This is a genomic window from Pseudomonas syringae (assembly GCF_021605415.1).
Taxonomy (GTDB): Bacteria; Pseudomonadota; Gammaproteobacteria; order Pseudomonadales; family Pseudomonadaceae; genus Aquipseudomonas; species Aquipseudomonas syringae_S.
On record NZ_WKEQ01000034.1, the window covers coordinates 24,445 to 45,470 of the forward strand.

A 21,026-nucleotide genomic window follows, 5' to 3' on the forward strand; every position below is an offset into this window, starting at 1 on the left:
TTTTGGGAACAGGCTTGGGCCCGGCGGTAATCAAGATCAAAAGATCGCAGCCTGCGGCAACTCCTACATGCAAGCGATCTAATGGCCGTTGCCGGAATGGCCCCCGGCATGGCCCTGCCCCGCCGCTTTCCCGGCTTCGCCCTGGCGACCGCCCTCGCCTTCATGTACCGGTTGTTTTTCCGCTGCTTTGCCGATCTGCTCGACGGCCTGCAGATTGCTCTTGCGCACCGCCTCGACAAACCCCTGGAATGGCAGATCCGTCACGCCGACCAAACCGAAGTGACCGTTTTCGCCATCCAGTACACGTCCTGTCACCGGTTGATCCAGATACTGAAACCAGTGCACGCCGACAATCGACGGCTCGTTCAGCGCCTGTTTTACGAAGTTGGCATACGCCGGGCCGCGATCTTCTTCCTTGGCCAGTTGCGTCACGCCGCCCCAGAACGGGCCGCGATCGGTCGATCCGAAGTTGAATTCGCTGACCAACACCGGTTTGTCCAGGCTGCGCAACGCGGCAAAGTCATAACCGTCCTGCGGCTGGAGGGTGTACATGTTAAAGCTCAGCACATCGCAATACTGCGCGCAGGACGCGACGGCTTCCGGGGTGCTGATGGCAAAGCGGCCGCCGAGCAGCAACTGGTTCGGCGCATGCCATTTCAACGCGTCTGAAATGGTCTTGAAATAGGTGTCGGCGAACACTTTCTGGAAATATTTGAAGTCCGCTTCGATTTCCGGATGTTCGGCGCTGGGCAGCGGCGGCACGAACCCCGGGTCCTCCATCAATTCCCACGCCGGCAGGTCAATGCCCCAGGCTTTCGACAACCCGGCCTGATTGCGGTACTTGTCGCGCAACTGCTTGAGGAACGCTCGTTTGGCCGGTACGTCGGTGGTCATCTTCAAAGTGCCGTAGGCCAGACCGTAACGGGCCTTCGGATCGTCACCGGGGCCGGCCCACGCCAGTTCGTTATCGGCGTAGTAGCCGATCAGCCACGGATCATCGCGATGGTCGCGGGCGGCGATGGCCACGGCGCGCTCAGTGGCCATGGCGAAGCGCGGGTCGAACGGATCAGGCATCCCGCCCCACCAATCGCTGCCCGTGCTGATGCTGGTGTAATCGCCGACGATCGACAGCGGCAAGGTGTAGGGCACCCGTTCGGCATCGCCAAGCGCAGGCGCGCTCCAGTTACCGATGGTGTTGAAGCCCCAGGCTTGCAGGCGATCGAGGGTGTGGTCGCTCCAGCGTTGCTCGTCGATGGTGGCTTCGCAAGCCGTGGCGGTTGGCTGTTCAGTGGTTTTCTCGACAGTCGTCGCCGCTTCCGCACCCGCCTGGGCAGCCTCGGCTACACCTGATTTGGCTTCGGCGGGTACGACGGCAGGCTTTGCGGCTTTCGCTGCGGATTCTTCCGCCGCGCCAGCCTTGGCGGCTTCAGCCACGCCAGCCTTGGTGTCGCTGTCCGGTTTGCACGGTTCGCCATACAGACGTTGCAGGTTCGCCGCGTAAAAATCGTACCAGCGCCCATTGCCATAACCCCGGCCCTGGTCGGCGCCGTTGCCGCCCCGGTTGTCGCCGTCACCAAAATGCAGGGCAAATGGCTCGTCCGGTTTTGGCAGGGACTCGAACATCCACTCGCGTCCGCTCACGTAAGTCCGGTTGACGTCCGGGCTGACCGTATTCACGCCAAGGGAATAGAACGGATGGCCCTCGGGCGTCACCAGATACCAGCGACCGTCACGCTTTTCGGTACGGAAAAATCCGCTGGCCTTGAACGCCGGCCCTTTTTTCCAGCCGCCGAATTTGTCCAGCGAGGATTTATCGCGTTCGGCCAGCCAGGTTTTCAGCTGTTGCTCCTCCTTGGCGGCGGCGGATTTCAGCTGATCGTCGTTGCTGACTTTTTCCGGCCACTTGGCTTTGGTCGATTGACCGTAAGCGTCCACCAGATTGCCGTAAACCGCTTGGGTCACACCGTCAATGTTTTGCACACCGAAGCGTTCGAGCAAAAGACTTTGCGCCGCTTTCGGCTGATCCATCGACAGGCTGACCGATACCACTTGGCTGCGATCCAGCTCACCGCTGCTGCTCGCCAACAAGATGCGCTGACCGTCAATGGTAGTCGGCATCGGCGGGCCGGCCTTCATGCCCAGGCTCAGCGGCGAGGTCGCAACCAGCGGCACCAACAGAGTTTGCGCAGGCCCGGCCGGTAGATCGACACGGCTGACCAAGGTCTTGCCGTCGCTGCTCTGGATTTGCACGTAAACGGTCACTGCCCAGTTCATCGCGCTCTGGATGCGCAAGCTCATCGCCCCGGACTGAGACCAGTCCCAGGCACCCGTCTGCGGGCTCAGACGCAAGGTCGGGCGCGCCACCGGATTGAACGTCACCCGGCGCAGCACCTCACCTTCTGGCGTCTGCTCGGCGTTCGCCTGCGGCAGGTCGGCATTCTCGGTGACCACTTTCACCACATCGGCCGGACGCACGAAGTTGAACAGGGTCTGCGGCGCAGCGGGCGCGGCCAGCAACGGAGCGGCGAAGATCAAGGCAAATACGGCAGGCAGCGAACGGCGGATCATAAGAACGGAGTTCTCCCTAACGACCAATAAAGGCCAATGGAAAAGCGATGGCAGAGAGATAGACAGCACGGCGAGCGAAACCGCCCACCGGTGTCTCAGGATATTTCACGACGGAATGGCGGCAACGCATTGAGGATGGCCTTGCCGTAACGCTGGGTGACCAGGCGCCGGTCGAGCAAGGTGATGGTGCCGCGATCTTCTTCGGTACGCAGCAGACGGCCGCAAGCCTGAACAAGTTTCAGCGAGGCGTCTGGCACGGAGATTTCCATGAATGGATTGCCGCCCCGGGCTTCGATCCATTCCGACAGCGCCGCTTCGACCGGATCATCCGGTACCGAGAACGGAATTTTGGCGATGACCACGTGTTCGCAGTACGCGCCGGGCAAATCCACACCCTCGGCGAAACTGGCGAGACCGAACAGCACGCTGGAATCACCACCGTCGACCCGCGCTTTATGCTTGTTCAGGGTTTCCTGTTTCGACAGGTTGCCTTGAATGAACACTTGCTTGCGCCAGTCGCGATCCAGACCATCGAAGACGTCCTGCATCTGTTTGCGCGACGAGAACAGCACCAACGTGCCGCGTGAACCTTCAACCAGATCCGGCAAGTCACGGATGATCGCCGCCGTGTGGGCGGCAGCATCGCGCGGATCGGCGTTCAGATTCGGCACCCGCAGCACACCGGCATCGGCGTGATGGAATGGGCTCGGCACCACGGCGGTGACGGCTTTTTTCGGCAGCCCGGCACGCATGCGAAAGCGGTCGAATGTGCCGAGGGCCGTCAGCGTCGCCGACGTTACCAGCGAACCGTAGGCCACGTTCCACAGATTGCGGCGCAGCATTTCGGCGGCGAGGATCGGGCTGGCGTTGACCTCGATGTCGAACAGCGAACCGCTCTCGGCGAGGGTCAGCCAGCGCGCCATCGGCGGGTTGTCTTCCGGATCCTCGACGGTGAAGGCGGTCCACAGCTCCCAGTTGCCGGACGAACGCGACAACAGGCTGCCGAACAGCGGATACCATTCTTCGGCCTGATTACTGGCGATGCCGATGTTGACCTCGCCGTCCATGCCTTCTTTGAGCAAATCGGTCAGGCGAGTGAACAGGTCGGTCAGACGGGCGAAGCTCTTTTTCAGCTCGATGCCCATTTCGCGCATGTGTTCCGGGATCACGCCGCCGACAAAACGATGACGCGGCCGCTCGCGACCTTCGACGTCTTCGCCGGGCTTGAAGTCCGCGACCTGTTCACACGCGGTGAACATGAACTGCTGCTGGGTCTTGATCTCGCGCGCCAGCTCCGGCACCTGCTCGATGAACTTGCCCAAATCACCTGGCAACGGATGTTGGGCGAGCAGTTTGGTGAGGTTCTTTGCGGTGGTTTCCAGCCAGTCCGCGGTAGAGCGCAGGCGCGTGTAGTGGGCGAAGTGGCCGATGGCCTTGTCTGGCAAGTGGTGGCCTTCGTCGAACACGTAAATGGTGTCACGCGGATCCGGCAACACCGCACCGCCGCCCAGCGCCAAGTCAGCCAGCACCATGTCGTGGTTGGTCACGATCACGTCAACCTTGCCCATGCCTTCGCGAGCCTTGTAAAAGGCGCACTGGCCGAAGTTCGGGCAATGACGGTTGGTGCACTGGCTGTGATCGGTGGTCAGACGTGCCCAGTCGGCGTCTTCCAGGGCATTCGGCCAACTGTCGCGGTCACCGTCCCATTTATTGCCGGCGAGCTTTTCAATCATGCTGGTGAAAAGCTTCTGACTGGCCTCATCGACCTCGATCTTGAAGCCTTCTTCTTCGAACAATTGCGCGGTGGCGGTCTGTGCGTGGCCTTCCTGCAACAGCATGTCGAGCTTGGACAGGCACATGTAGCGGCCACGGCCCTTGGCCAGGGCGAAACTGAAATTCAGCCCGCTGTTGCGCATCAGGTCGGGCAAATCCTTGTAGACGATTTGCTCCTGCAGCGCGACGGTCGCGGTGGCGATCACCAGACGTTTGCCCGCAGCCTTGGCCGTCGGAATTGCCGCGAGGCTGTAGGCCACGGTCTTGCCGGTGCCGGTGCCGGCTTCCACCGCGACAATCGCGGGGTCGCCACTGCGCCGGCCTTCGTCGTCGGTGTCGATGTCGCCGAGGACTTTCGCGATTTCGGCGATCATCAGGCGCTGGCCGTAACGCGGCTTCAGGCTCTTGGCCTCAAGAAAACGCGAGTAGGCGCCCTGGATCGTGGTTTTGAGTTCGGTGCTGATCATTGAGTGTCGGGCGCTAAAACGCTGGATAAATTTTCAGTGGTTCGGATCGGCGGCTATCATACCCCGCGAATCGATCCCGCGCAGAACGGAGTACCCCAATGACACTTTTCAGCCTCGTTTATCCCTTGCATGTATTGGCCGCCCTCGTATGGGTCGGCGGCATGTTTTTCGCCTGGATGGTCTTGCGCCCCGCGGCCATGAAGGCCCTCGACGGCCCTGGCCGACTGACACTGTGGGTGGAAGTGTTTCAAGGTTTTTTTCGCTGGGTGTGGGTCGCGGTGATCGTGCTGCCGATCAGCGGCGTGGGCATGTTGCATCTGCAGCACATCAGTTTTGAGACGGCACCGCGTTATGTGCAGGTGATGATGGGCTTGTACATCGTGATGACGGCGCTGTTCATCCGGATTCAGGGCTTGATGCTGCCCGAACTGCGCACGGCGGTGCAGGCGAAGGACTGGTCAACGGGCGCGGCAGTGCTGGGACGGATTCGGCGGGTGGTGGGGATTAATTTGATTGTGGGATTGGTGCTGGTGGCGATTGCGGCGGCTCGGCCGATGCTGTGACCGTTTCCACGCTCGGCATGGAAACGATCACGTTCGCGGATTAAAGCCGTTGAATGGTCACAGCCCCCGGCGCGCCGGCCGGCCCAGGCTGACCATCAACGCCGGGACGCCCGCTCTTGCCGCCATCGGCCCGATAAACCAGACACCCCTTGGACTTGCCGCCCGCTCCCGGTTTGCCACCGGGGCCGGCAACGCCGCCCGCACCGCCCGCCACTTCAACCTTGATCAACTCAACCGGATAATCACGGGGCAGTTCCAGACGCACCAACGCACCCGGCGCGCCCGGTTTGCCGTCGCTGCCGTCGCTGCCATCGGCGCCACGCCCGGCTTGGCCCCAGGTGCAGCCGGGCGCCTCGCCGTTGGCGCCATCCAGTCCGACAAACCCTGGCGCACCGGCACCGCCGCGCGCATCCACCGACAATTGTGGCGCCTGCAATGCCTTGAATTGCAGATTCAGATTCCGTCCGGCACGCGCCGCTTTCTCATAAGTACCCGGCGCACCGCGCGCGGTGATCTGGCTGCCTTCGGACAGCTCGGCACGAATGACTTTCATGTCCAGCGTCCGCTCACCCGGCACGATGGCGATTCGCGCCTCATGCCCCAAATGCAGTTCGTTGACGGTCAGTTCGGTAACATTCGACGGGATCAGCAATGTGCCGTAATCGGCCACTTCGAGCCGTTCCAGCTGCAAGGTGCTGGCGGTGTTGGGCAGGCGCATCAGGGAGTTGGTTTCGACACTCACCACTTGGGCACACGCCAATGGACTGATGAATGCAGCGAGGAGACAAAGTTTACGCATGAGTAGAAGCCTGCGGAGCGACCGGAGCCGGGAGGGTTTGCAGATGGAAGACGCCGAACACGAGGATGCGCAGCCGGTCACGCCAGGGATGCGGGCGACCTTTGAGGCTGCGATTGCACAGCAGCACTTCGAGCACATGGATCAGCAGCAACAGACCACCGGCCAGATTGACCAGCAAATGCAGCGGATGCACGAACGGCACGATCTGATTGACCAGCACCACATAACAGAACACCAGGGTCAGCAGGCGCCCTAGCCCCCACAACATCTTCATACGCTCCACCGTGTCGAGAATTATTCTTTGGACGCACATTAACGGCTTCCTTGCCGGTTAAGCCAGCGCGCAAATGAAAAACTTTGCGTTATCGCCTGAAGCGGCCGATTCGCCGGGAATCATCCCACGACAGCTCTAGAACGCGCCCTACAGAACGAACTCAACGATTGATGTGCAAGGCCACGCGACGGTTTTGCGCACGCCCTTCTTCGCTTTCGTTGTCGGCGACCGGTTCGCTTTCACCGCGTCCCTCGCTGGTCAGTTTGTTCGGCGCCAGACCCTGCGTGAGCAAGTAGGCCGCCACGCTGCTGGCGCGGCGTTCCGAAAGCGCCTGGTTGTAGGCGTCCGAACCCTTGCTGTCGGTATGGCCGATAACCTTGATGCTGACCACGTCGGCATTGCGCAGCTTATCCATCAGCGTATCGAGCTGACTCTCCGCGGCCGGGGTGAGGTCGGATTTATCGAAATCGAACAGCACGTTACCGGCATCGCTCAAGGTGATGACTTCGGTTTGCGGTGCAGGTTCGACAGGTTTTTCGGTGACCGGGTATTGCGGCAACGGACAACCTCGATGATCCACCGGCGTATTGGCCGGGGTGTCAGGGCAACGGTCGCGGCGGTCAAACACGCCGTCTTCGTCTTCGTCACCATCCTGGGCGTAACAGATCAGGCCGCCGGTGAGGATTCCCAACGCCGCGCCGCCGCCAGCCCATCCGGCACTTTCGATCGAGCCGAGACCGCCGCCGACGAGTCCGCCAATAAGGCTGCAGATCGGCCAGGTACGTTGATTGAGAGGGGCGCTGCCATCGCTGTGCGTGGCGCAACCGGTCAACAGGCTGCCCAGCAGCAGAACCGGCAAGAGGGATCGTGAAAAAAACCTCATCGTGAAAGCTCCTGTGTACCGGCCCATGCCGGTTACACAGGAGTAAAGACCCGCATCCGCGACTGCACAAGCCGCGGATGCGAGGGGGCTAGCGGTTGATTTTGATTTCGGTACGACGGTTTTGCGCGCGGCCATCAGCGGTTTTGTTGTCTGCTACCGGCTGGCTTTCACCCGCACCGGTGACCGACACAAAGCTGCTTTGCGGCACGCCGCTTTCGACCAAGTATTTGACCACCGAGTGGGCACGGCGATCCGACAGTTTCTGGTTGTAGGCATCACTGCCAACGCTGTCGGTGTGACCGGTCACGGTCAGTTGCGCGCTCGCGGCTTCCTGTTTCAGGCGCGTGGCGACTTTGTCGAGCACCATTTTGTCAGGGCCGGTCAGCGTGGCTTTGTCGAACTGGAAGTGAACATCACGAATGACGATGGTTTCCTCCCTGACCACGACAGCTTCTTCAACCACTGGCTCTGGAACCGGTGGAGGGCAACCGTCAGCATCGACCTGCACGCCTTTCGGTGTGCCCGGGCACTTGTCGCGACTGTCCGGCACGCCATCGCCATCTTCGTCGCCATCACCGTGCACCCAGCAATAGGCGGCCGCCGTACCGCCGACGACCAGCGCGCCGTAGCCGGCCCACGCCGAACTTTTGGTCGCGCCGAGACCGGCACCGACGACACCACCGACCGCCGCACAGGTCGGCCAGTCGGTTTTCTGCAAACCTGCGCAACCAGTCAACACACTGGTGAGCAGCACCAAGGGTAAGGCTGTCCGAACTATGCTCATCTAGTTTTCTCCTGAGGGATCGGCTTAAAACCGATTCAGGGAGTAAAGACCGGAGTTTTAATCTCCGCCAGCAATAGGCCATTGCAGTTTGGGATGTGTTCACAGTCGTTCGCCACTTTTGGCAGGCTTTGCCCGTGACACAGCTCTAGGCCTGAACCTTCGGGCGCGCTAGTCTTGGCGATCTGATTGAGGAGCTTCGATGAACGCTGCAATTTCTTCCCGCACGCCGCAACAGGCACTGGCCGCTTTGCTGGATCGCTATGCACCGGCGCGTCTTTTGCTGATTGGCGCCAGCGAATTTCCGGCACTGGCCGCGTATAAGCAGGCGCATCCAGACAGCCATGTCGCCCACGCGGCGCCCGGCGCCTTGCCCGCCGAACTGGCGGCGCAGCGTTTCGATCTGGCGCTGATCGTCGATTGCCTGGAACATTTGCCCAAGCGTGATGGCCTGAATCTTTTGGGTGGCATCCGAAACCTTAATGCCAGCCGCATTGCAGTGCTGGCGGATCTGCCCGCCAGCGGCTGGCAGGAAACCGATTTCTATTCCCTGGCCCTGCAAGCCAGCGAGCGGTTCCAGCGCGACGATCAGGTACTGACGCTGTTTACCTACGATCTGCTTGAGTACAAACAAGTCCCCGACTGGCTCAACTCGCGGTTCTGGGCCAATCCGGAAAACTTCGGGAAATACTGGTGGTAAACCCATGAATATCAAGGGCTTACCTCACAATGAACGCTATCACCGCTATGCCCGAGCAGGGCCAAGTGTCACCAGCCTGTCACCAGCCTTGTCACCAGAAGCCTTTGCAGGACCTCTCGGTCTGGCATTATCGACGCTCAGGCATCTACTACCTCAGAGTCCGTCCAAGGGGCTGCTCTGCCCGTAGCCTTACCCTCTCCCTTCGTTCCACCGATAGGCCGACCGCAATGCAGTTCTCCAAGGACATCCTCCTGACACTGGCTAAGTTCCACCTCGACCACCCTGAGGCGACGTGGGAGGACCTCAAGGAGCGCATCAAGGACATCGCTGAGGAAGCCTTGACGATGGGCCATAGCGAAGACACACGAAGCCTCTACATGGAGGTCTATGAGGAGATGTGCAATCACCTCGCTGAGGCTGGCTCAACTGGAGCCTTCAATGTGAGCCAGCAACGAGCCGTGAGCATGGCGGGAAGGATGCTGAGGGCTGCTCAGGATCGACTTGAGGGGCGCCCCGAGGGGCTCGTGGGGATCATTGAGAACTTGCCTTGCGGCACGCCTGTAGCCCCTTCTCCGTCCCTATCTGTATTACGATCTGATGAGCCCATTACCTTCGAGACTCTCTCAGGGCTCTTTGTGGCTGAACGCCAAGGCAACGTCACCGACTCCACTCTGAAAGCGATTGGCTTCAACTGCCGGACCCTCAGCGGCCTCCTTGGGAACCTCGACATCAGGACCCACACGAGGGCCGATATGGTCGCCCTCAAGGAGAAGGTTGTGAAGGGACGTAAGCCACTGACCATTAACAAGCTACTGGGCCAACTCACTACCGTGATGGATTGGGCCAAAAACAATGGTCATATTGAGCGTTCCTTTGATAAAGGACTGAAGATTGAGCGAGGCGCTGAGAGCACTCGTAAGCCGATGTCTCGGGAGCAAGTAGCGATCATCATGGCTCACGCGAATGGCCTACCTGTAGACAACTGGAAACGCTGGGGGTTGTCCCTCGGGGTCCTCACAGGGGTTCGTATTGGAGAGCTTTACCAACTCACCAAGGAGGACGTAAAGCAGGTGAATGGCATCACCGTCATCGACATTAATAAGGATGAGAACACTGGAAAGTCAGTGAAGACACCTTTCTCCGTGAGGCAGGTTCCGTTGGTCGATGGAGCCTATGGGTTCTCCCTTGAGGCATTCCTTGAGTGGGTCGAAGGGAGCCAAGGCAGGCTGTTCACACAGAAGAAGCACTACTTCGACAAACCGCTCAATGAAGCCCTACGTGAACCACTGGGGCTGAAGTCTGGGGGTGATCAGTCATTCCACTCGCTTCGACACTCCATCTCAGGGCTCATGAAGGCCGCTGTAACTCCAGATGCGATTATGCAGGCCGTCACCGGGCATAGCGCTGGGAACATCACCAACGACCTCTATGCGAGGACCCAGAAGCTGCCCGTTGGGGTGGTCCATGATGCACTCGTAAAGGCATTTTCATTGGTTAGGAGTCAATTACCGGGATCATAAAGCCCGTTTCAAACGAACGAGGTGCAGAATGTCACACGAACTCAAAGTTTATTCTCACGTCCTCGGAAAAACTGTGGACGAACTTCTGGATATGAACGGAGTTCTGTGTGACGACGCCCAATACTTACTTGAGCTTTTGAACCGCGACTATAAAAACCAAGCAATACGACGAAGCTTCGTCAGGGCATGCTGGGCATATATTGAAGCCACGGTGCATGGCGTTAAGGAAACCACGCTTTGTGCTTCAACTCTGGGCAGCGTCGACCTTCCGACAAAAGACCACATATTCCTATACGGAGGTACTTTCCTCGTCTCTCTCGATGGATCGACGGTGTTTAAACTCTTGCGTTGCGACACTGAGAAAACAATTAAGCACACTTTACGAATTGCTGCTGAGTGTTTTGATGTCGGATGGAGTCCAGATTTTACCCACAAGGGGTGGAGGATGTTGAGAATGTCGCTTCAGTTGCGGCATCGGCTGGTTCATCCACAGAGTGTTGCCAAGCTTGATGTTAGCGACCAAGAAGCCGACGAGCACCAAGAGGCATTTATATGGTTTTCAAAGCTGTACACTAATCTAATTAATGATATTCATAACCGCTTCGTACCAGTAACAGACAAATCCAAGTGAAATCTAATCGTCTCGCGGGTCCTGGCCTTGCTCCGTCAGCGTAGAAGCGTTTTTGTCCATGACTTTGTGATCCACTCTGGTCATTCCTGAGACGGTTTATTTTGTCCTCACTATTGCGAGAGACACCCAACCACCCTCAGGAGGACCCACTATGATCAGCTTCACCGCAATGCCATCCCTGACCGACCTTCAGGCCCGCTATAAGATCGACCCAGAGAGCCCCTCGGGCTTGTCCCGTATAAAAGCTACAACTGGCCGCAATGGCAAAGTTGGTCCTGTCGTGAGCATCGGCAGCGATGGTTACTACCGTATGCAGTTGAAAGGGCAGTTCTATCGGACCCACCGAGTCATCTACTACCTGCACACTGGAGTCGACCCGGCTGAGCTTGTTGTCGATCACCGTGATGGTGACTGCCTAAATAACAATATCGAGAACCTCCGTGCCTGTACCCAGCAACAAAACAAATGGAATTCCAAGAGGTACACAAAGTCATCCGATCTTCCAAAAGGAATCTCCAAGTTGCCTAACGGCTGGTATCGAGCCCAAGTGTCGATCAATGGCAAGCCTCATTTCAGTGAGCTGGCTAACCTCAGGGCTGCTCAGAATTACTTGAGGAGCAGACGCAAGGAATCACACGGAGAGTTCGCACGGTCATGAACGCATCAAGACCATGGTTTTTGCGCTATTGTCAATATGATGGCGCTTTGATTTATTAGACCCTCACTATTGCGAGACACCACAGAAACCAAAAATAAGTTTCTCTGTGGCTCTTCCAGATTCCTACCGGGCTCCCTTGTGGACCCGACCCGCGACAACTGAGACGACCAGTGCGACCGCCCTTCACGGGAGGCACGCCAAGCGCTCGACAGTCCCCGGTAAGCAGACCATCAGCGTCTGGCTCCAGTAGGAAGGAGCGCAGCTTGATATTGTCACTCGTTAGTCGATGTCCATGGAGGACACCGCAGAGAGACCTTGCACGGGATTGGGGCCACCGTGTATTGCTCAAGTTGCACGGGGGCCTTTAACTTAAAGATCTTAAAGATTACTCATTGAGCAACTCTATAATTATTATCTTTAATTAAAACCTCTACCTTTACTTTAAAATCTTAAAACCCCTGTAAGTTAGAGACTGATCTGGAGATCATCAACATATCTCTAACCCAACTCACAGGAGAATTCATGAAATCACTTCAAGGCTCGAAGGACTAAGTACCGAACACGCCAACACCTTACTGCCTATCGATCAGGTCATCTCAGATCAGTTCGGGAGATATTAGATGTGTCCAAGCTCTGGAGTGCTGGTAGCATGCCACCATCAAATTTCGTAAGGAGCGCCACTGTGAACGTCAGACATATTTTCTGGTTGTTCGGTCTCGGTGTTACTGCCTTTGCCGGTATCACGTTCTGGCAATTCCATGTACACCTTGGACCAATTTCCCACGACCATACGGCTTGGAGCAGCTTCGGGTCACTCCTGAGTGGTGTGTTCACTATTGTCGGTTCCGGGGCAACGATCGCTACGCTGCTGTACCTCAATAATCAGAACAAAGAAATGCAGAAGGTCACACAGGCCCAAATGGATGCGTTGACGTTTGAACAATACATCAGCCATAGAAAATTATTCATGGAGCATCTGAGTGAGTCGGAAAGACTCTGTGGGAACGCGTTCAAATTTCGTGACCCAACTCACTTATACAACTCAATTTTTCCTGAAAACTCGCCGCACAAATGCGCCTTCAAGGTGGAACCGTTACTCGATGAAAACAATGATGGTTTGAATCACATTGGAATGATTTATTCTAAGTTCAACCGACTCCAAGAGTTTTTGAAACGTTCAGACTTCAAGGAAGGCGAGATTGATTTTTTAGTGAATGACCTCATAGATTTGAGCTACGACCTTCTCATGATCTCTGATACATCGAAACCAATGGAAGGCGACGTTATCTTTAAGGGCTCGACTTACGGATTCAATATTTTTTCGCTCGATATTTTCATTGAGAGGGCGGTGCTCATTGCCAATTTAATTTTACGAATAACCAACAATATTGAGCTGAAGACTTCAAGCTACCACGGCGATTCTCGATTCGTGCGGGAAGCCTTGACAAAAAGATATCTTTTCGCTGCCGAAAAACGAGAACTAAAAACAAGACACTTCATTAAAGGCTTGGGAATTTTAAGCTTTGTTCATTTTGCTGGACGTGAGCTTCGCGAAGAAAACAAAAGTTATTTACTTCCGGCGACGACCCGCCAATTAGATAAAGTATTTTCATCTGCCCAACGCGTGAACGAACTGGAGGACGAACAGAAGTTTACTGAAACTCTAAACATCTGCTTAAATGAGGTCGCTCAAAAAATTACAACCCTTGCCGTCAAAAGTGAAAACCACACAAGCGCCTTACAAATCCAAGATAATTTGATCTCACTAATTAACAGGAAGGACTTCAAGTAAGCTTTTAAATTACCCAGAACTTGATCGTGAAACGCTGGATCAAACTGGATTCTTTAGACTTCAAACGCATAGTCTCTTTAATCCAGCTCTTCGACCGCGAATAGGCGAATAGGCGAAGCTGCCCTTCATGCAATCAATTAGGGAGATCGGCGTCCTAAATACTGTGCCAGAGACTAACCCGACTGGTCTATAGGAGCTCTCGAAATGGCATTGAGGGTGGGACCAGTCGGTAATTGGTAAAAAATATTCCGTTAACTAATAGATAGCTTTATCTCATATAGAAGTCATAGGCCGCCTTTACACTACCCGGAACGCTGGCGGGGTCTATGAGTTTCATGGTTTTCTTGAATCGCTGTAGACACGAAGCATGACTTGAAAGACGGCGAGCGAGAGTAGTTGCTGGGGTGGCGGCGGAACCAATCATCATAGCAACCTCCCGAGGTGAAAAAGAACGAATGAGCTGCTCATAACTTGGCACTGCCGCCCAAGAAACACCGTATCCATTTCCGATCATGCAGCAGACAACTGATTGCACAAACTGTTCTTGGATTGTCTCTGGGATAGCTCCTTGTTTTGAAAGCTCCAGAAGGCGCTCGGCAAAAGGAGGTTCATTATAGAAGTTGTTCGTTCCATTATGCACGTTCCACAATCGTTCGATTGCCCGATAAAAAATGGCGTGTTGTTCTGATTCGTTAAGAAGTGCCAAAAGCCCCAGCTTCTCGAAAAACTGTAGCGATGCCGAATGTCGAGGCTCGTCCCCCTTTGCGGCATACTCGCTGTGCTTATTAACGAGATCAGATCGAAGATCAGCAGTAAACCCATCCTTTAGAGCACTGCATACGTCTAATGCGTTTAGTCGGGATTGCTCAGACGTTTTAGAGTCACAGTAGATGCCATGCACCATAACTACTAACATCTGCCGCTGAGCATCGTGAGTTTCGGACAGGCGCTGAACCCACACGCCGTTCTGATTCGCATTGAATCGCGCACCTTTAATTGCGCTGATGAAGGCGCCGATATCGACACCTCGTGGGGATGAGGCGTCTGCAAGCGCGTATCGGACACACCTATTGAGGAACGTTGTAAACTCGCGATCGTTTACAGTACCAATAGTTGGATGCGCCGCAGAAAAATTGTTTCGAACATCACGGCACTGGTCGAGAAAGAAGAAACCGTCTTCATTGACCAAGTTTAGCTTTAGTGAAAGTTCGAGGAGTCGGCTATCCTGAAGCTCAAGCAGATGCTTTTCTTCAAAGTCGGACTGAAGAATTTGAGCAACTATAGGGAGACCGAAATTTCGCACTTTAGTTCGGAGCTGTAGAATAGCAGCGTTCCAGATGTAGTTCATTGCGCTATCGAACAGTCCGGTGCTCACTGCGACACACATTCTCGCGATCAATTCCCCCCGCAATGGTGCAGGTATATCTCTAAGCTCTCGTGGCAAATCCCTCCACGCATACTCGATTTCCTCCTCGCTCGCCAATACGGTTCTCGGGATGCCGAGTGCTGCCGTCAATGAATCTATGGCGGGAAGCACCGTTGTGAGGAGTGCGGGAAGAACTGGCGCAGGAGGCTTAGGTACGATGGGGAGCATGTGCTTCGTCCTTAATTCTATTGGGGAAGGCGACCGACCTACTCCCGATTTTTAGGTTTGATATGGCGCACCGCCATTCTGATAGTCAAGCTATAGCGTCATGCAAAATCCGGCAATGCTCTAATGCTCGCTCAGTGGATTTTGTCTGTAGTCATGCACGCTGTTAGCAGAAATCTGGCAGAAATTTCCGAGCCGTCACCTCATTGATTCATTACTGCGCAGGTTCCCCCCAATACCCTCCAGCAGGTGCCCTCGCGCGCGGGTGATAAGGCCTCAGCAGGTCAATCCAATCGAAGCCTCACAGACAGGCTAAAGTGTCACCATTAATGTAACCTTCGTGTCACCAGAATCCTTGAGGTCCGCTATGAAGCCCGCTACGCTTGGCCTGCCATCAGCCCCCTTTCAGTTCTGGGCCAATCCGGAAAACTTCGGGAAATACTGGTGGTAATGAGATGAGTACAGCCATTTGCCCTTGCGGTAGCGGCAATCTGCTGGACGCCTGCTGCGGCCATTATCACGCAGGCCTGCCGGCACCCTGCGCCGAAGCCTTGATGCGTTCGCGCTACAGCGCCTATGTGCTGGGGTTGATCGATTATCTGGTGAGCACCACCCTGCCCGCTCAGCAGTCGGGCCTGGATCGTCAATCGATCACTGACTGGAGCGCGCAAAGCACGTGGCTCGGCCTTGAGGTGGAAAGTTGTGAAGTGTTTGGCGGCAAGCCGGAACACGCCTTCGTCACTTTTACCGCACGCTGGCACGACAGCCAGGGCGAGCACAGCCACCGTGAACGCTCCTCGTTCGTGCAGAACACCGGGCGCTGGTATTTCATTGATCCGACCGTGCAATTGAAGCTGGGGCGTAACGACAGTTGCCCGTGTGAGAGCGGACAGAAATTCAAGAAGTGCTGTGCGGGGTATTTCGGTTAAACGCGCAAAAGACCGCAGAATGCGCCCACCTGTAGGAGCTGCCGAAGGCTGCGATCTTTTAGGGCTAGACTGGCTCTCCAAAGGAGACACCTCATGCTCAAACCATTGCGCGCACTGCAACTGCTGACACTGCTCATGATCGTGAGCCTCGGCGGCTGCGCGTCATGGTTCAGCGATGATGCCCCTGATCCGACCGTGCATTTGGTGAAGGTCGAAGTGGTGCGCGCCAAATTGCTTGAGCAGCGTTTCATCCTGCACTTTCGCGTCGACAACCCCAACGATGAAGACCTGACCGTGCGCGGTCTCGAATACCGCATTCATCTGGCGGACATTCTGTTGGCCGAGGGCGAGCACGAGCACTGGTTCACGGTCGGGCCGAAACGCAGCGCCTACTTCAAGGTGCCAATCCGCACCAACCTGTGGCCAAGGGTCAGGGATGTGGTGAAAATGCTGAAAAAACCGGGGCAGACCATCCCTTATCGACTCGAAGGCGAGATGGAAACCGGTTTATTCATCGCCCGCTACGTGCACCTGGAGCGCAATGGCGTGATAATCCCCGCCGATTTAATTCCGGAGTGACCCCGATGACCCAGCAACCTCATGTCCATGGCCCTGACTGCAATCACGATCATGATCATCATGACCACCACGATCACGACCATGGCCATGTCCACGGCCCGAACTGCGGCCACGCCCACCAGGAACCGGTGCGCAATGCCTTGAAAGATGTCGGCCGCAACGATCCATGCCCGTGCGGCAACGGCAAGAAATTCAAGAAGTGCCACGGCGCTTGACGAGTCGGGCGTAGAAATTTCTTCGCCTGACATACCGCCATCGCTGGCAAGCCTGCCCCCCCATTCTGGTCGACGTCTGTCACAACCCTTGTGCACACTGCCGATCCTGCGGGAGCTGGCTTGCCAGCGATAGGGCCGGCCCATCCCACATTTCTTTTTCAGTCAGACCGCCATCGCTGGCAAGCCAGCTCCCACAGGTTTCAGCCAGCTGCCAGAATCTTTGCGCTACGAATTACGGTTGCATACTCCCCGTGCAAATTCCCTAGTGACATGGCGTGCACATCTTCTGCCGAACGCAGCGTGCCGAAATAATCCGCCTTGTCGAACGTGAAACACGCGTCCTCTACGACCCACGCGTCAAACCCCAGGTTACCCGCCGTGCGCGCCGTGGATTCCACCGAATTGTTGGTCGCAACGCCGATGATGATCAACTGCTCGATCCCCCGTCCACGCAATCGCGCCTCAAGCTCATTGGCACAAAACGCATCCGGCACTTGTTTCTGGATCAGCCATTCACCGTCCCGGGGTGCGAAACGTTCCTGAAACTCCACCCCGGATTGCTGCGGCCAGAACACTGAATCCGGTGAGCGGGACAGGTGCTGAACGTGAATGACCGGGCGCCCGCTGCTACGCCAGACGCCAAGCAAATCAAGCATTCTCGCCTCGGCATCAGGATTATTCCGTCGCCCCAGACGCGGATGCAGGATGCCTTTCTGCTGGTCGATGATGATCAGTGCCGCGTTGGCTTTGAGCTCCATGGCGATTTTTTCTCGGACGAGTCATTGAAATGTCGGCAGTTCAGCATCACTTCCAGTTAGCAGGCAAGCGATCGAACGCAAAAGGGTCGACCTGACGCGAGCGTCTGCTGTCTATCCGCAAGCTGTTCCTTGATTTGGAGTTTCCGATGATCGACCTGTATTACTGGACGACCCCCAACGGTCACAAGATTTCGCTGTTCCTCGAAGAAGCCGGCCTGCCGTACAAGGTTCATCCGATCAACATCAGTCAGGGTGAACAGTTCCAGCCGCACTTTCTCAAAATCGCCCCGAATAACCGCATCCCGGCCATCGTCGACCATGAACCGGCCGACGGCGGCGAGCCGTTGTCGCTGTTTGAATCCGGCGCGATTCTTTTGTACCTGGCGGAAAAAACCGGCCGGTTCCTGCCCAAGGATCTGCGCGGGCGGCAGGTGGCATTGCAATGGCTGTTCTGGCAGATGGGCGGATTAGGGCCGATGGCGGGGCAGAATCATCATTTCAGCCAGTTCGCCCCCGAGAAAATCCCCTACGCGATCAAGCGCTACATCGATGAAACCGCGCGGCTTTACGGCGTATTGAACACACAACTGGCGAACAACGCATTCGTTGCCGGCAGCGAATACAGCATTGCCGACATGGCGATTTATCCGTGGATCGTTTCTCACCAGTGGCAGAGCCAGAATCTTGAGGACTTTCCTCATGTACAGCGTTGGTTCAATCACATCAAGGAGCGTCCTGCGACCGTGAAAGCATACGCGCTGGTACAGAAGATCAATCCGCCAAAACCCTGATCCTTGCCGACCCTCGTTCCCTCGCTCTGCGTGGGAACGATCAGTGGCGAGAAATAACCGCTCGCCGCGCTTGCGCGGCCTCCTCCTGCTCACTAACGTAGCGCCTTTACTGACGCTACCCCCCGCAGGAGCTTTGCCATGGCCTCGCCAGCCCTCACACATTTTCTTCCCCGGTTCGGCGTTGCCGCAGCAGTGGCCGGTGTTTTGAGCCTGACCGGTTGCCAGACCTGGAACGCTCAGGACACCCTTGTACCCACCTCCGGCGTGCAGCCGCTCAAGGGCCTGGCGCAGAATGTATCGGTGCGACGCAATGCCATGGGCATGCCGTTGATCGAGAGCAACAGCTTCCACGACGCGCTGTTTTCCCTCGGCTATGTACACGCCAGTGATCGCATCAATCAGATGGTCACCCTGCGCTTGCTCGCTCAGGGCCGTCTGGCGGAAATGTCCGGCGCCTCGATGCTCGACGCCGACCGTTACATGCGCGCCGTCAACCTGAAGAAAAGCGCCAGCGAGCTGTACAAGGCATCGTCGCCACGGCTCAAGCGTTTCTTCGAAGTTTATGCGCGGGGCGTCAACGCTTACCTGTTCCGCTACACCGACAAACTGCCGGGCGATCTGGCCAGCAGCGGTTACAAGCCCGAATACTGGAAGCCGGAAGACTCGGCGCTGATCTTTGCCCTGCTGAATTTCAGCCAGTCGGCCAACCTGCCGGAAGAAATTGCCTCGTTGGTGCTCGCGCAAACCGTGACCACTGACAAACTCGCCTGGCTGTCGCCGTCCGCCCCGGATGAAAACCTGCCGCTGGCCGAGGCCGACAAGCTGCAAGGGGTAAAGCTCAACGGGCAAATCCCCGGTTTGACTGAACTGAACAGTGCCACCCAGCAATTGGCCGTCATGAATCTGTTCGGCACGCCGTCGTCGAACAATTGGGCCATCGCCCCGCAACGCAGCCGTAGCGGTAGAAGCCTGCTCGCCAGTGACAGCCATGGTCCGTTGGCCGCACCGTCGCTGTTCACTTTCGTGCAGATCCGCGCACCGAAATATCAGGCTGCCGGCGTCACCGTCGCCGGTCTGCCGATGGTGCTTGGCGGTTTCAACGGCAAAGTCGCCTGGAGCGCCACCAGCGTGTTTGGCGACAACCAGGATCTGTTTCTGGAAAAAATCCGTCGTCAGGGCAGCAGCCTCACTTACGAGGTCAACGGCAAATGGCAGCCGCTGGCGGTGCGCAACGAAACCTACTTCGTCAAAGGCCAGCGGCCGATTCGTGAAGCGGTGTACGAAACCCGTCACGGCGCGCTGCTCAACAGCGCCCAAGCGGCGGCGCAGGGCAGCGGTTTCGGTCTGGCCTTGCAGATCCCGAGCTTCACCGACGACAAATCCCTCGATGCCTTTTTCGATCTGACCCGCGCCCAGAGTGCCGAACGCGCCTCGGATGCGAGCCGGGAAATCCGCGCCATCGCCCTCAACATTGTGTTTGCCGATGCCAGCAATATCGGCTGGCAAGTCACCGGGCGCTTCCCCAACCGCCGTGAAGGCGAAGGTCTGCTGCCATCGCCGGGCTGGGAAGGTCGTTACGATTGGGACGGTTATGCCGATCCGATGCTGCACCCCTACGATCAGGATCCGGCCCAAGGCTGGCTCGGCACCGCCAACCAGCGGGTCATCCCCCACGGTTACGGTATGCAACTGTCCAACTCGTGGGCAGCACCGGAGCGTGGCGAACGCCTGGCCGAGTTGGCCGGCAGCGGAAAGCACGACGGTCGCAGTGTGATCGCCATGCAGTACGACCAGACCACGACGTTTGCCGCAAAACTGAAAAAAATGTTTACAGCACCGGGTATGGCGCAGCCGCTGAAACAGGCGATTGACGCACTGCCTGAATCCGATCGCGCCAAGGCTCGCGAAGCCTTCACTCGGTTGACCGCGTTTGACGGCAAACTCGCGCCAACTTCGGCGGATGCGGCGATTTACGAGCTGTTCCTGCAGGAAAGCATGAAGCAGATCTTCCTCGACGAACTCGGCCCGGAATCGAGTCCGGCGTGGAAAGCGTTTATTGCCAATGGCGACTTGTCCTACGCAGCACAAGCCGATCACTTGCTTAGCCGCGAGGACAGCCCGTTCTGGGACGATGTCCGCACCACGCAGAAAGAAGACAAACCGGCGATCCTGGCCCGCAGCCTGGCGGCGGCGATTACCGCTGGCGACAGCCTGTTGGGCGGTGACCGCCGTGCCTGGCAGTGGGGGAAGTTGCACAGCTACAGCTGGAAAAATGCCAGCGGCCAGACTGTACGCGGGCCTGTGGCGGCGGGCGGGGATCACACCACGTTGAACACTGCCGCGTTTGCCTGGGGTCAGGACTTCGCCGTCAATCGAGCGCCTGCGACACGCTTCATCGTCGATTTCAGCCAGAGCGAGCCGTTGATGGGGCAGAACGGCGTGGGGCAATCGGGCAATCCGGTCAGCCCGAATTACCTCAATGGCATCGATCCGTGGCTCAAGGGGCAATACATCGGCTTGCCGATGCAGCCGCAGAATTTTGACCGGGTGTATGGCAAGACGCGGTTGACGCTGACACCTGGCAAGTAAATCACCTCCCTTGCAGGAGCGAGCCTGCACGCGATAGCGATGAAACATTCAACACGAATGCGTCATTCAGTCCGCTATCGCGAGCAGGCTCGCTCCTGGGATTACCGCCGAAACAATCAATAGAACTTCCAGTCCCGCGCCAACCTCATACCTAACAAGCCCCCC

General features: G+C 57.0%; 19 protein-coding genes. 11 read left to right on the forward strand and 8 right to left on the reverse strand.

What is annotated here, in order from left to right; translation table 11 throughout:
- Window positions 1-78 precede the first annotated feature (78 nt).
- Both GIW69_RS20935 and dinG read right to left on the reverse strand, forming a co-directional pair.
- Window positions 79-2,568, reverse strand: coding sequence for a beta-galactosidase (locus GIW69_RS20935; protein ID WP_236484688.1), 2,490 nt, complete (start codon window positions 2,566-2,568; stop codon window positions 79-81).
- 95 nt (window positions 2,569-2,663) lie between these two features.
- Window positions 2,664-4,808, reverse strand: a complete 2,145-nt coding sequence (dinG, locus tag GIW69_RS20940) for an ATP-dependent DNA helicase DinG (protein ID WP_236484689.1) — start codon at window positions 4,806-4,808, stop codon at window positions 2,664-2,666.
- A 98-nt stretch (window positions 4,809-4,906) separates the two neighbouring features.
- Between dinG and GIW69_RS20945 the strand changes: the two genes are divergently transcribed.
- Complete coding sequence (locus tag GIW69_RS20945; protein WP_236484690.1) at window positions 4,907-5,371, forward strand: CopD family protein; 465 nt, start codon at window positions 4,907-4,909, stop codon at window positions 5,369-5,371.
- A gap of 40 nt (window positions 5,372-5,411) precedes the next feature.
- On the opposite strand, the gene GIW69_RS20950 is transcribed toward GIW69_RS20945, so the two are convergent.
- The 4 genes from GIW69_RS20950 to GIW69_RS20965 form a co-directional block, all read right to left on the reverse strand.
- Window positions 5,412-6,170 carry a collagen-like domain-containing protein gene (locus GIW69_RS20950; protein ID WP_236484691.1) on the reverse strand — a complete coding sequence of 253 codons (759 nt, stop codon included), beginning with the start codon at window positions 6,168-6,170 and terminating at the stop codon, window positions 5,412-5,414.
- On the reverse strand, window positions 6,163-6,444 hold the full coding sequence (locus GIW69_RS20955) for a DUF1145 domain-containing protein (protein WP_236484723.1): 282 nt from the start codon (window positions 6,442-6,444) through the stop codon (window positions 6,163-6,165). The genes GIW69_RS20950 and GIW69_RS20955 overlap by 8 nt, the downstream gene beginning before the upstream one ends.
- A gap of 160 nt (window positions 6,445-6,604) precedes the next feature.
- Window positions 6,605-7,327 (reverse strand): PA1041 family peptidoglycan-binding anchor lipoprotein, encoded by a 723-nt coding sequence (locus GIW69_RS20960; RefSeq protein ID WP_236484692.1) that lies wholly within the window; start codon window positions 7,325-7,327, stop codon window positions 6,605-6,607.
- 88 nt (window positions 7,328-7,415) lie between these two features.
- Window positions 7,416-8,111, reverse strand: coding sequence for a PA1041 family peptidoglycan-binding anchor lipoprotein (locus GIW69_RS20965; protein ID WP_236484693.1), 696 nt, complete (start codon window positions 8,109-8,111; stop codon window positions 7,416-7,418).
- Window positions 8,112-8,310: 199 nt separating this feature from the next.
- Between GIW69_RS20965 and GIW69_RS20970 the strand changes: the two genes are divergently transcribed.
- The 5 genes from GIW69_RS20970 (at window position 8,311) to GIW69_RS20990 (ending at window position 13,409) form a co-directional block, all read left to right on the forward strand.
- Window positions 8,311-8,808 (forward strand): DUF6231 family protein, encoded by a 498-nt coding sequence (locus GIW69_RS20970; protein ID WP_236484694.1) that lies wholly within the window; start codon window positions 8,311-8,313, stop codon window positions 8,806-8,808.
- A gap of 227 nt (window positions 8,809-9,035) precedes the next feature.
- A complete protein-coding gene (locus GIW69_RS20975; protein WP_236484695.1) occupies window positions 9,036-10,328 on the forward strand; it encodes a site-specific integrase in 1,293 nt (430 codons plus the stop codon).
- A gap of 28 nt (window positions 10,329-10,356) precedes the next feature.
- Window positions 10,357-10,959: a hypothetical protein gene (locus GIW69_RS20980; protein WP_236484696.1), complete on the forward strand. Its 603-nt coding sequence runs from the start codon at window positions 10,357-10,359 to the stop codon at window positions 10,957-10,959.
- Window positions 10,960-11,110: 151 nt separating this feature from the next.
- The gene (locus tag GIW69_RS20985; protein ID WP_236484697.1) at window positions 11,111-11,617 is read left to right on the forward strand and encodes an HNH endonuclease; all 507 of its coding nucleotides are present in this window, start codon (window positions 11,111-11,113) and stop codon (window positions 11,615-11,617) included.
- A 682-nt stretch (window positions 11,618-12,299) separates the two neighbouring features.
- Window positions 12,300-13,409: a hypothetical protein gene (locus tag GIW69_RS20990; protein WP_236484698.1), complete on the forward strand. Its 1,110-nt coding sequence runs from the start codon at window positions 12,300-12,302 to the stop codon at window positions 13,407-13,409.
- 268 nt (window positions 13,410-13,677) lie between these two features.
- On the opposite strand, the gene GIW69_RS20995 is transcribed toward GIW69_RS20990, so the two are convergent.
- A complete protein-coding gene (locus GIW69_RS20995; RefSeq protein ID WP_236484699.1) occupies window positions 13,678-15,003 on the reverse strand; it encodes a hypothetical protein in 1,326 nt (441 codons plus the stop codon).
- Between the two features lie 452 nt (window positions 15,004-15,455).
- Here GIW69_RS20995 and GIW69_RS21000 point away from each other — a divergent pair, with 452 nt between their 5' ends.
- The 3 genes from GIW69_RS21000 to GIW69_RS21010 all read left to right on the forward strand — a co-directional run bounded on the left by GIW69_RS21000 (window position 15,456) and on the right by GIW69_RS21010 (window position 16,723).
- Window positions 15,456-15,929 carry a YchJ family protein gene (locus GIW69_RS21000; RefSeq protein ID WP_236484700.1) on the forward strand — a complete coding sequence of 158 codons (474 nt, stop codon included), beginning with the start codon at window positions 15,456-15,458 and terminating at the stop codon, window positions 15,927-15,929.
- Window positions 15,930-16,022: 93 nt separating this feature from the next.
- Complete coding sequence (locus GIW69_RS21005; protein WP_236484701.1) at window positions 16,023-16,508, forward strand: LEA type 2 family protein; 486 nt, start codon at window positions 16,023-16,025, stop codon at window positions 16,506-16,508.
- A 5-nt stretch (window positions 16,509-16,513) separates the two neighbouring features.
- Complete coding sequence (locus GIW69_RS21010) at window positions 16,514-16,723, forward strand: SEC-C metal-binding domain-containing protein (protein ID WP_007906737.1); 210 nt, start codon at window positions 16,514-16,516, stop codon at window positions 16,721-16,723.
- Between the two features lie 200 nt (window positions 16,724-16,923).
- Here GIW69_RS21010 and GIW69_RS21015 read toward each other — a convergent pair whose 3' ends face one another.
- Window positions 16,924-17,481, reverse strand: a complete 558-nt coding sequence (locus GIW69_RS21015) for a cysteine hydrolase family protein (protein ID WP_236484702.1) — start codon at window positions 17,479-17,481, stop codon at window positions 16,924-16,926.
- 146 nt (window positions 17,482-17,627) lie between these two features.
- Between GIW69_RS21015 and GIW69_RS21020 the strand changes: the two genes are divergently transcribed.
- Window positions 17,628-18,272, forward strand: coding sequence for a glutathione binding-like protein (locus GIW69_RS21020; RefSeq protein WP_236484703.1), 645 nt, complete (start codon window positions 17,628-17,630; stop codon window positions 18,270-18,272).
- A gap of 138 nt (window positions 18,273-18,410) precedes the next feature.
- Complete coding sequence (locus tag GIW69_RS21025) at window positions 18,411-20,861, forward strand: penicillin acylase family protein (RefSeq protein ID WP_236484704.1); 2,451 nt, start codon at window positions 18,411-18,413, stop codon at window positions 20,859-20,861.
- The last annotated feature ends 165 nt before the right edge of the window (window positions 20,862-21,026 follow it).

What these genes read in the sequence shown, in the direction of transcription:
- GIW69_RS20935 (WP_236484688.1), bottom strand. Translation starts at nt 2,568, where the DNA reads ATGATCCGCCGTTCGCTGCCTGCCGTATTTGCCTTGATCTTCGCCGCT.
- dinG (WP_236484689.1), bottom strand. Translation starts at nt 4,808, where the DNA reads ATGATCAGCACCGAACTCAAAACCACGATCCAGGGCGCCTACTCGCGT.
- GIW69_RS20945 (WP_236484690.1), top strand. Translation starts at nt 4,907, where the DNA reads ATGACACTTTTCAGCCTCGTTTATCCCTTGCATGTATTGGCCGCCCTC.
- GIW69_RS20950 (WP_236484691.1), bottom strand. Translation starts at nt 6,170, where the DNA reads ATGCGTAAACTTTGTCTCCTCGCTGCATTCATCAGTCCATTGGCGTGT.
- GIW69_RS20955 (WP_236484723.1), bottom strand. Translation starts at nt 6,444, where the DNA reads ATGAAGATGTTGTGGGGGCTAGGGCGCCTGCTGACCCTGGTGTTCTGT.
- GIW69_RS20960 (WP_236484692.1), bottom strand. Translation starts at nt 7,327, where the DNA reads ATGAGGTTTTTTTCACGATCCCTCTTGCCGGTTCTGCTGCTGGGCAGC.
- GIW69_RS20965 (WP_236484693.1), bottom strand. Translation starts at nt 8,111, where the DNA reads ATGAGCATAGTTCGGACAGCCTTACCCTTGGTGCTGCTCACCAGTGTG.
- GIW69_RS20970 (WP_236484694.1), top strand. Translation starts at nt 8,311, where the DNA reads ATGAACGCTGCAATTTCTTCCCGCACGCCGCAACAGGCACTGGCCGCT.
- GIW69_RS20975 (WP_236484695.1), top strand. Translation starts at nt 9,036, where the DNA reads ATGCAGTTCTCCAAGGACATCCTCCTGACACTGGCTAAGTTCCACCTC.
- GIW69_RS20980 (WP_236484696.1), top strand. Translation starts at nt 10,357, where the DNA reads ATGTCACACGAACTCAAAGTTTATTCTCACGTCCTCGGAAAAACTGTG.
- GIW69_RS20985 (WP_236484697.1), top strand. Translation starts at nt 11,111, where the DNA reads ATGATCAGCTTCACCGCAATGCCATCCCTGACCGACCTTCAGGCCCGC.
- GIW69_RS20995 (WP_236484699.1), bottom strand. Translation starts at nt 15,003, where the DNA reads ATGCTCCCCATCGTACCTAAGCCTCCTGCGCCAGTTCTTCCCGCACTC.
- GIW69_RS21000 (WP_236484700.1), top strand. Translation starts at nt 15,456, where the DNA reads ATGAGTACAGCCATTTGCCCTTGCGGTAGCGGCAATCTGCTGGACGCC.
- GIW69_RS21005 (WP_236484701.1), top strand. Translation starts at nt 16,023, where the DNA reads ATGCTCAAACCATTGCGCGCACTGCAACTGCTGACACTGCTCATGATC.
- GIW69_RS21010 (WP_007906737.1), top strand. Translation starts at nt 16,514, where the DNA reads ATGACCCAGCAACCTCATGTCCATGGCCCTGACTGCAATCACGATCAT.
- GIW69_RS21015 (WP_236484702.1), bottom strand. Translation starts at nt 17,481, where the DNA reads ATGGAGCTCAAAGCCAACGCGGCACTGATCATCATCGACCAGCAGAAA.
- GIW69_RS21020 (WP_236484703.1), top strand. Translation starts at nt 17,628, where the DNA reads ATGATCGACCTGTATTACTGGACGACCCCCAACGGTCACAAGATTTCG.
- GIW69_RS21025 (WP_236484704.1), top strand. Translation starts at nt 18,411, where the DNA reads ATGGCCTCGCCAGCCCTCACACATTTTCTTCCCCGGTTCGGCGTTGCC.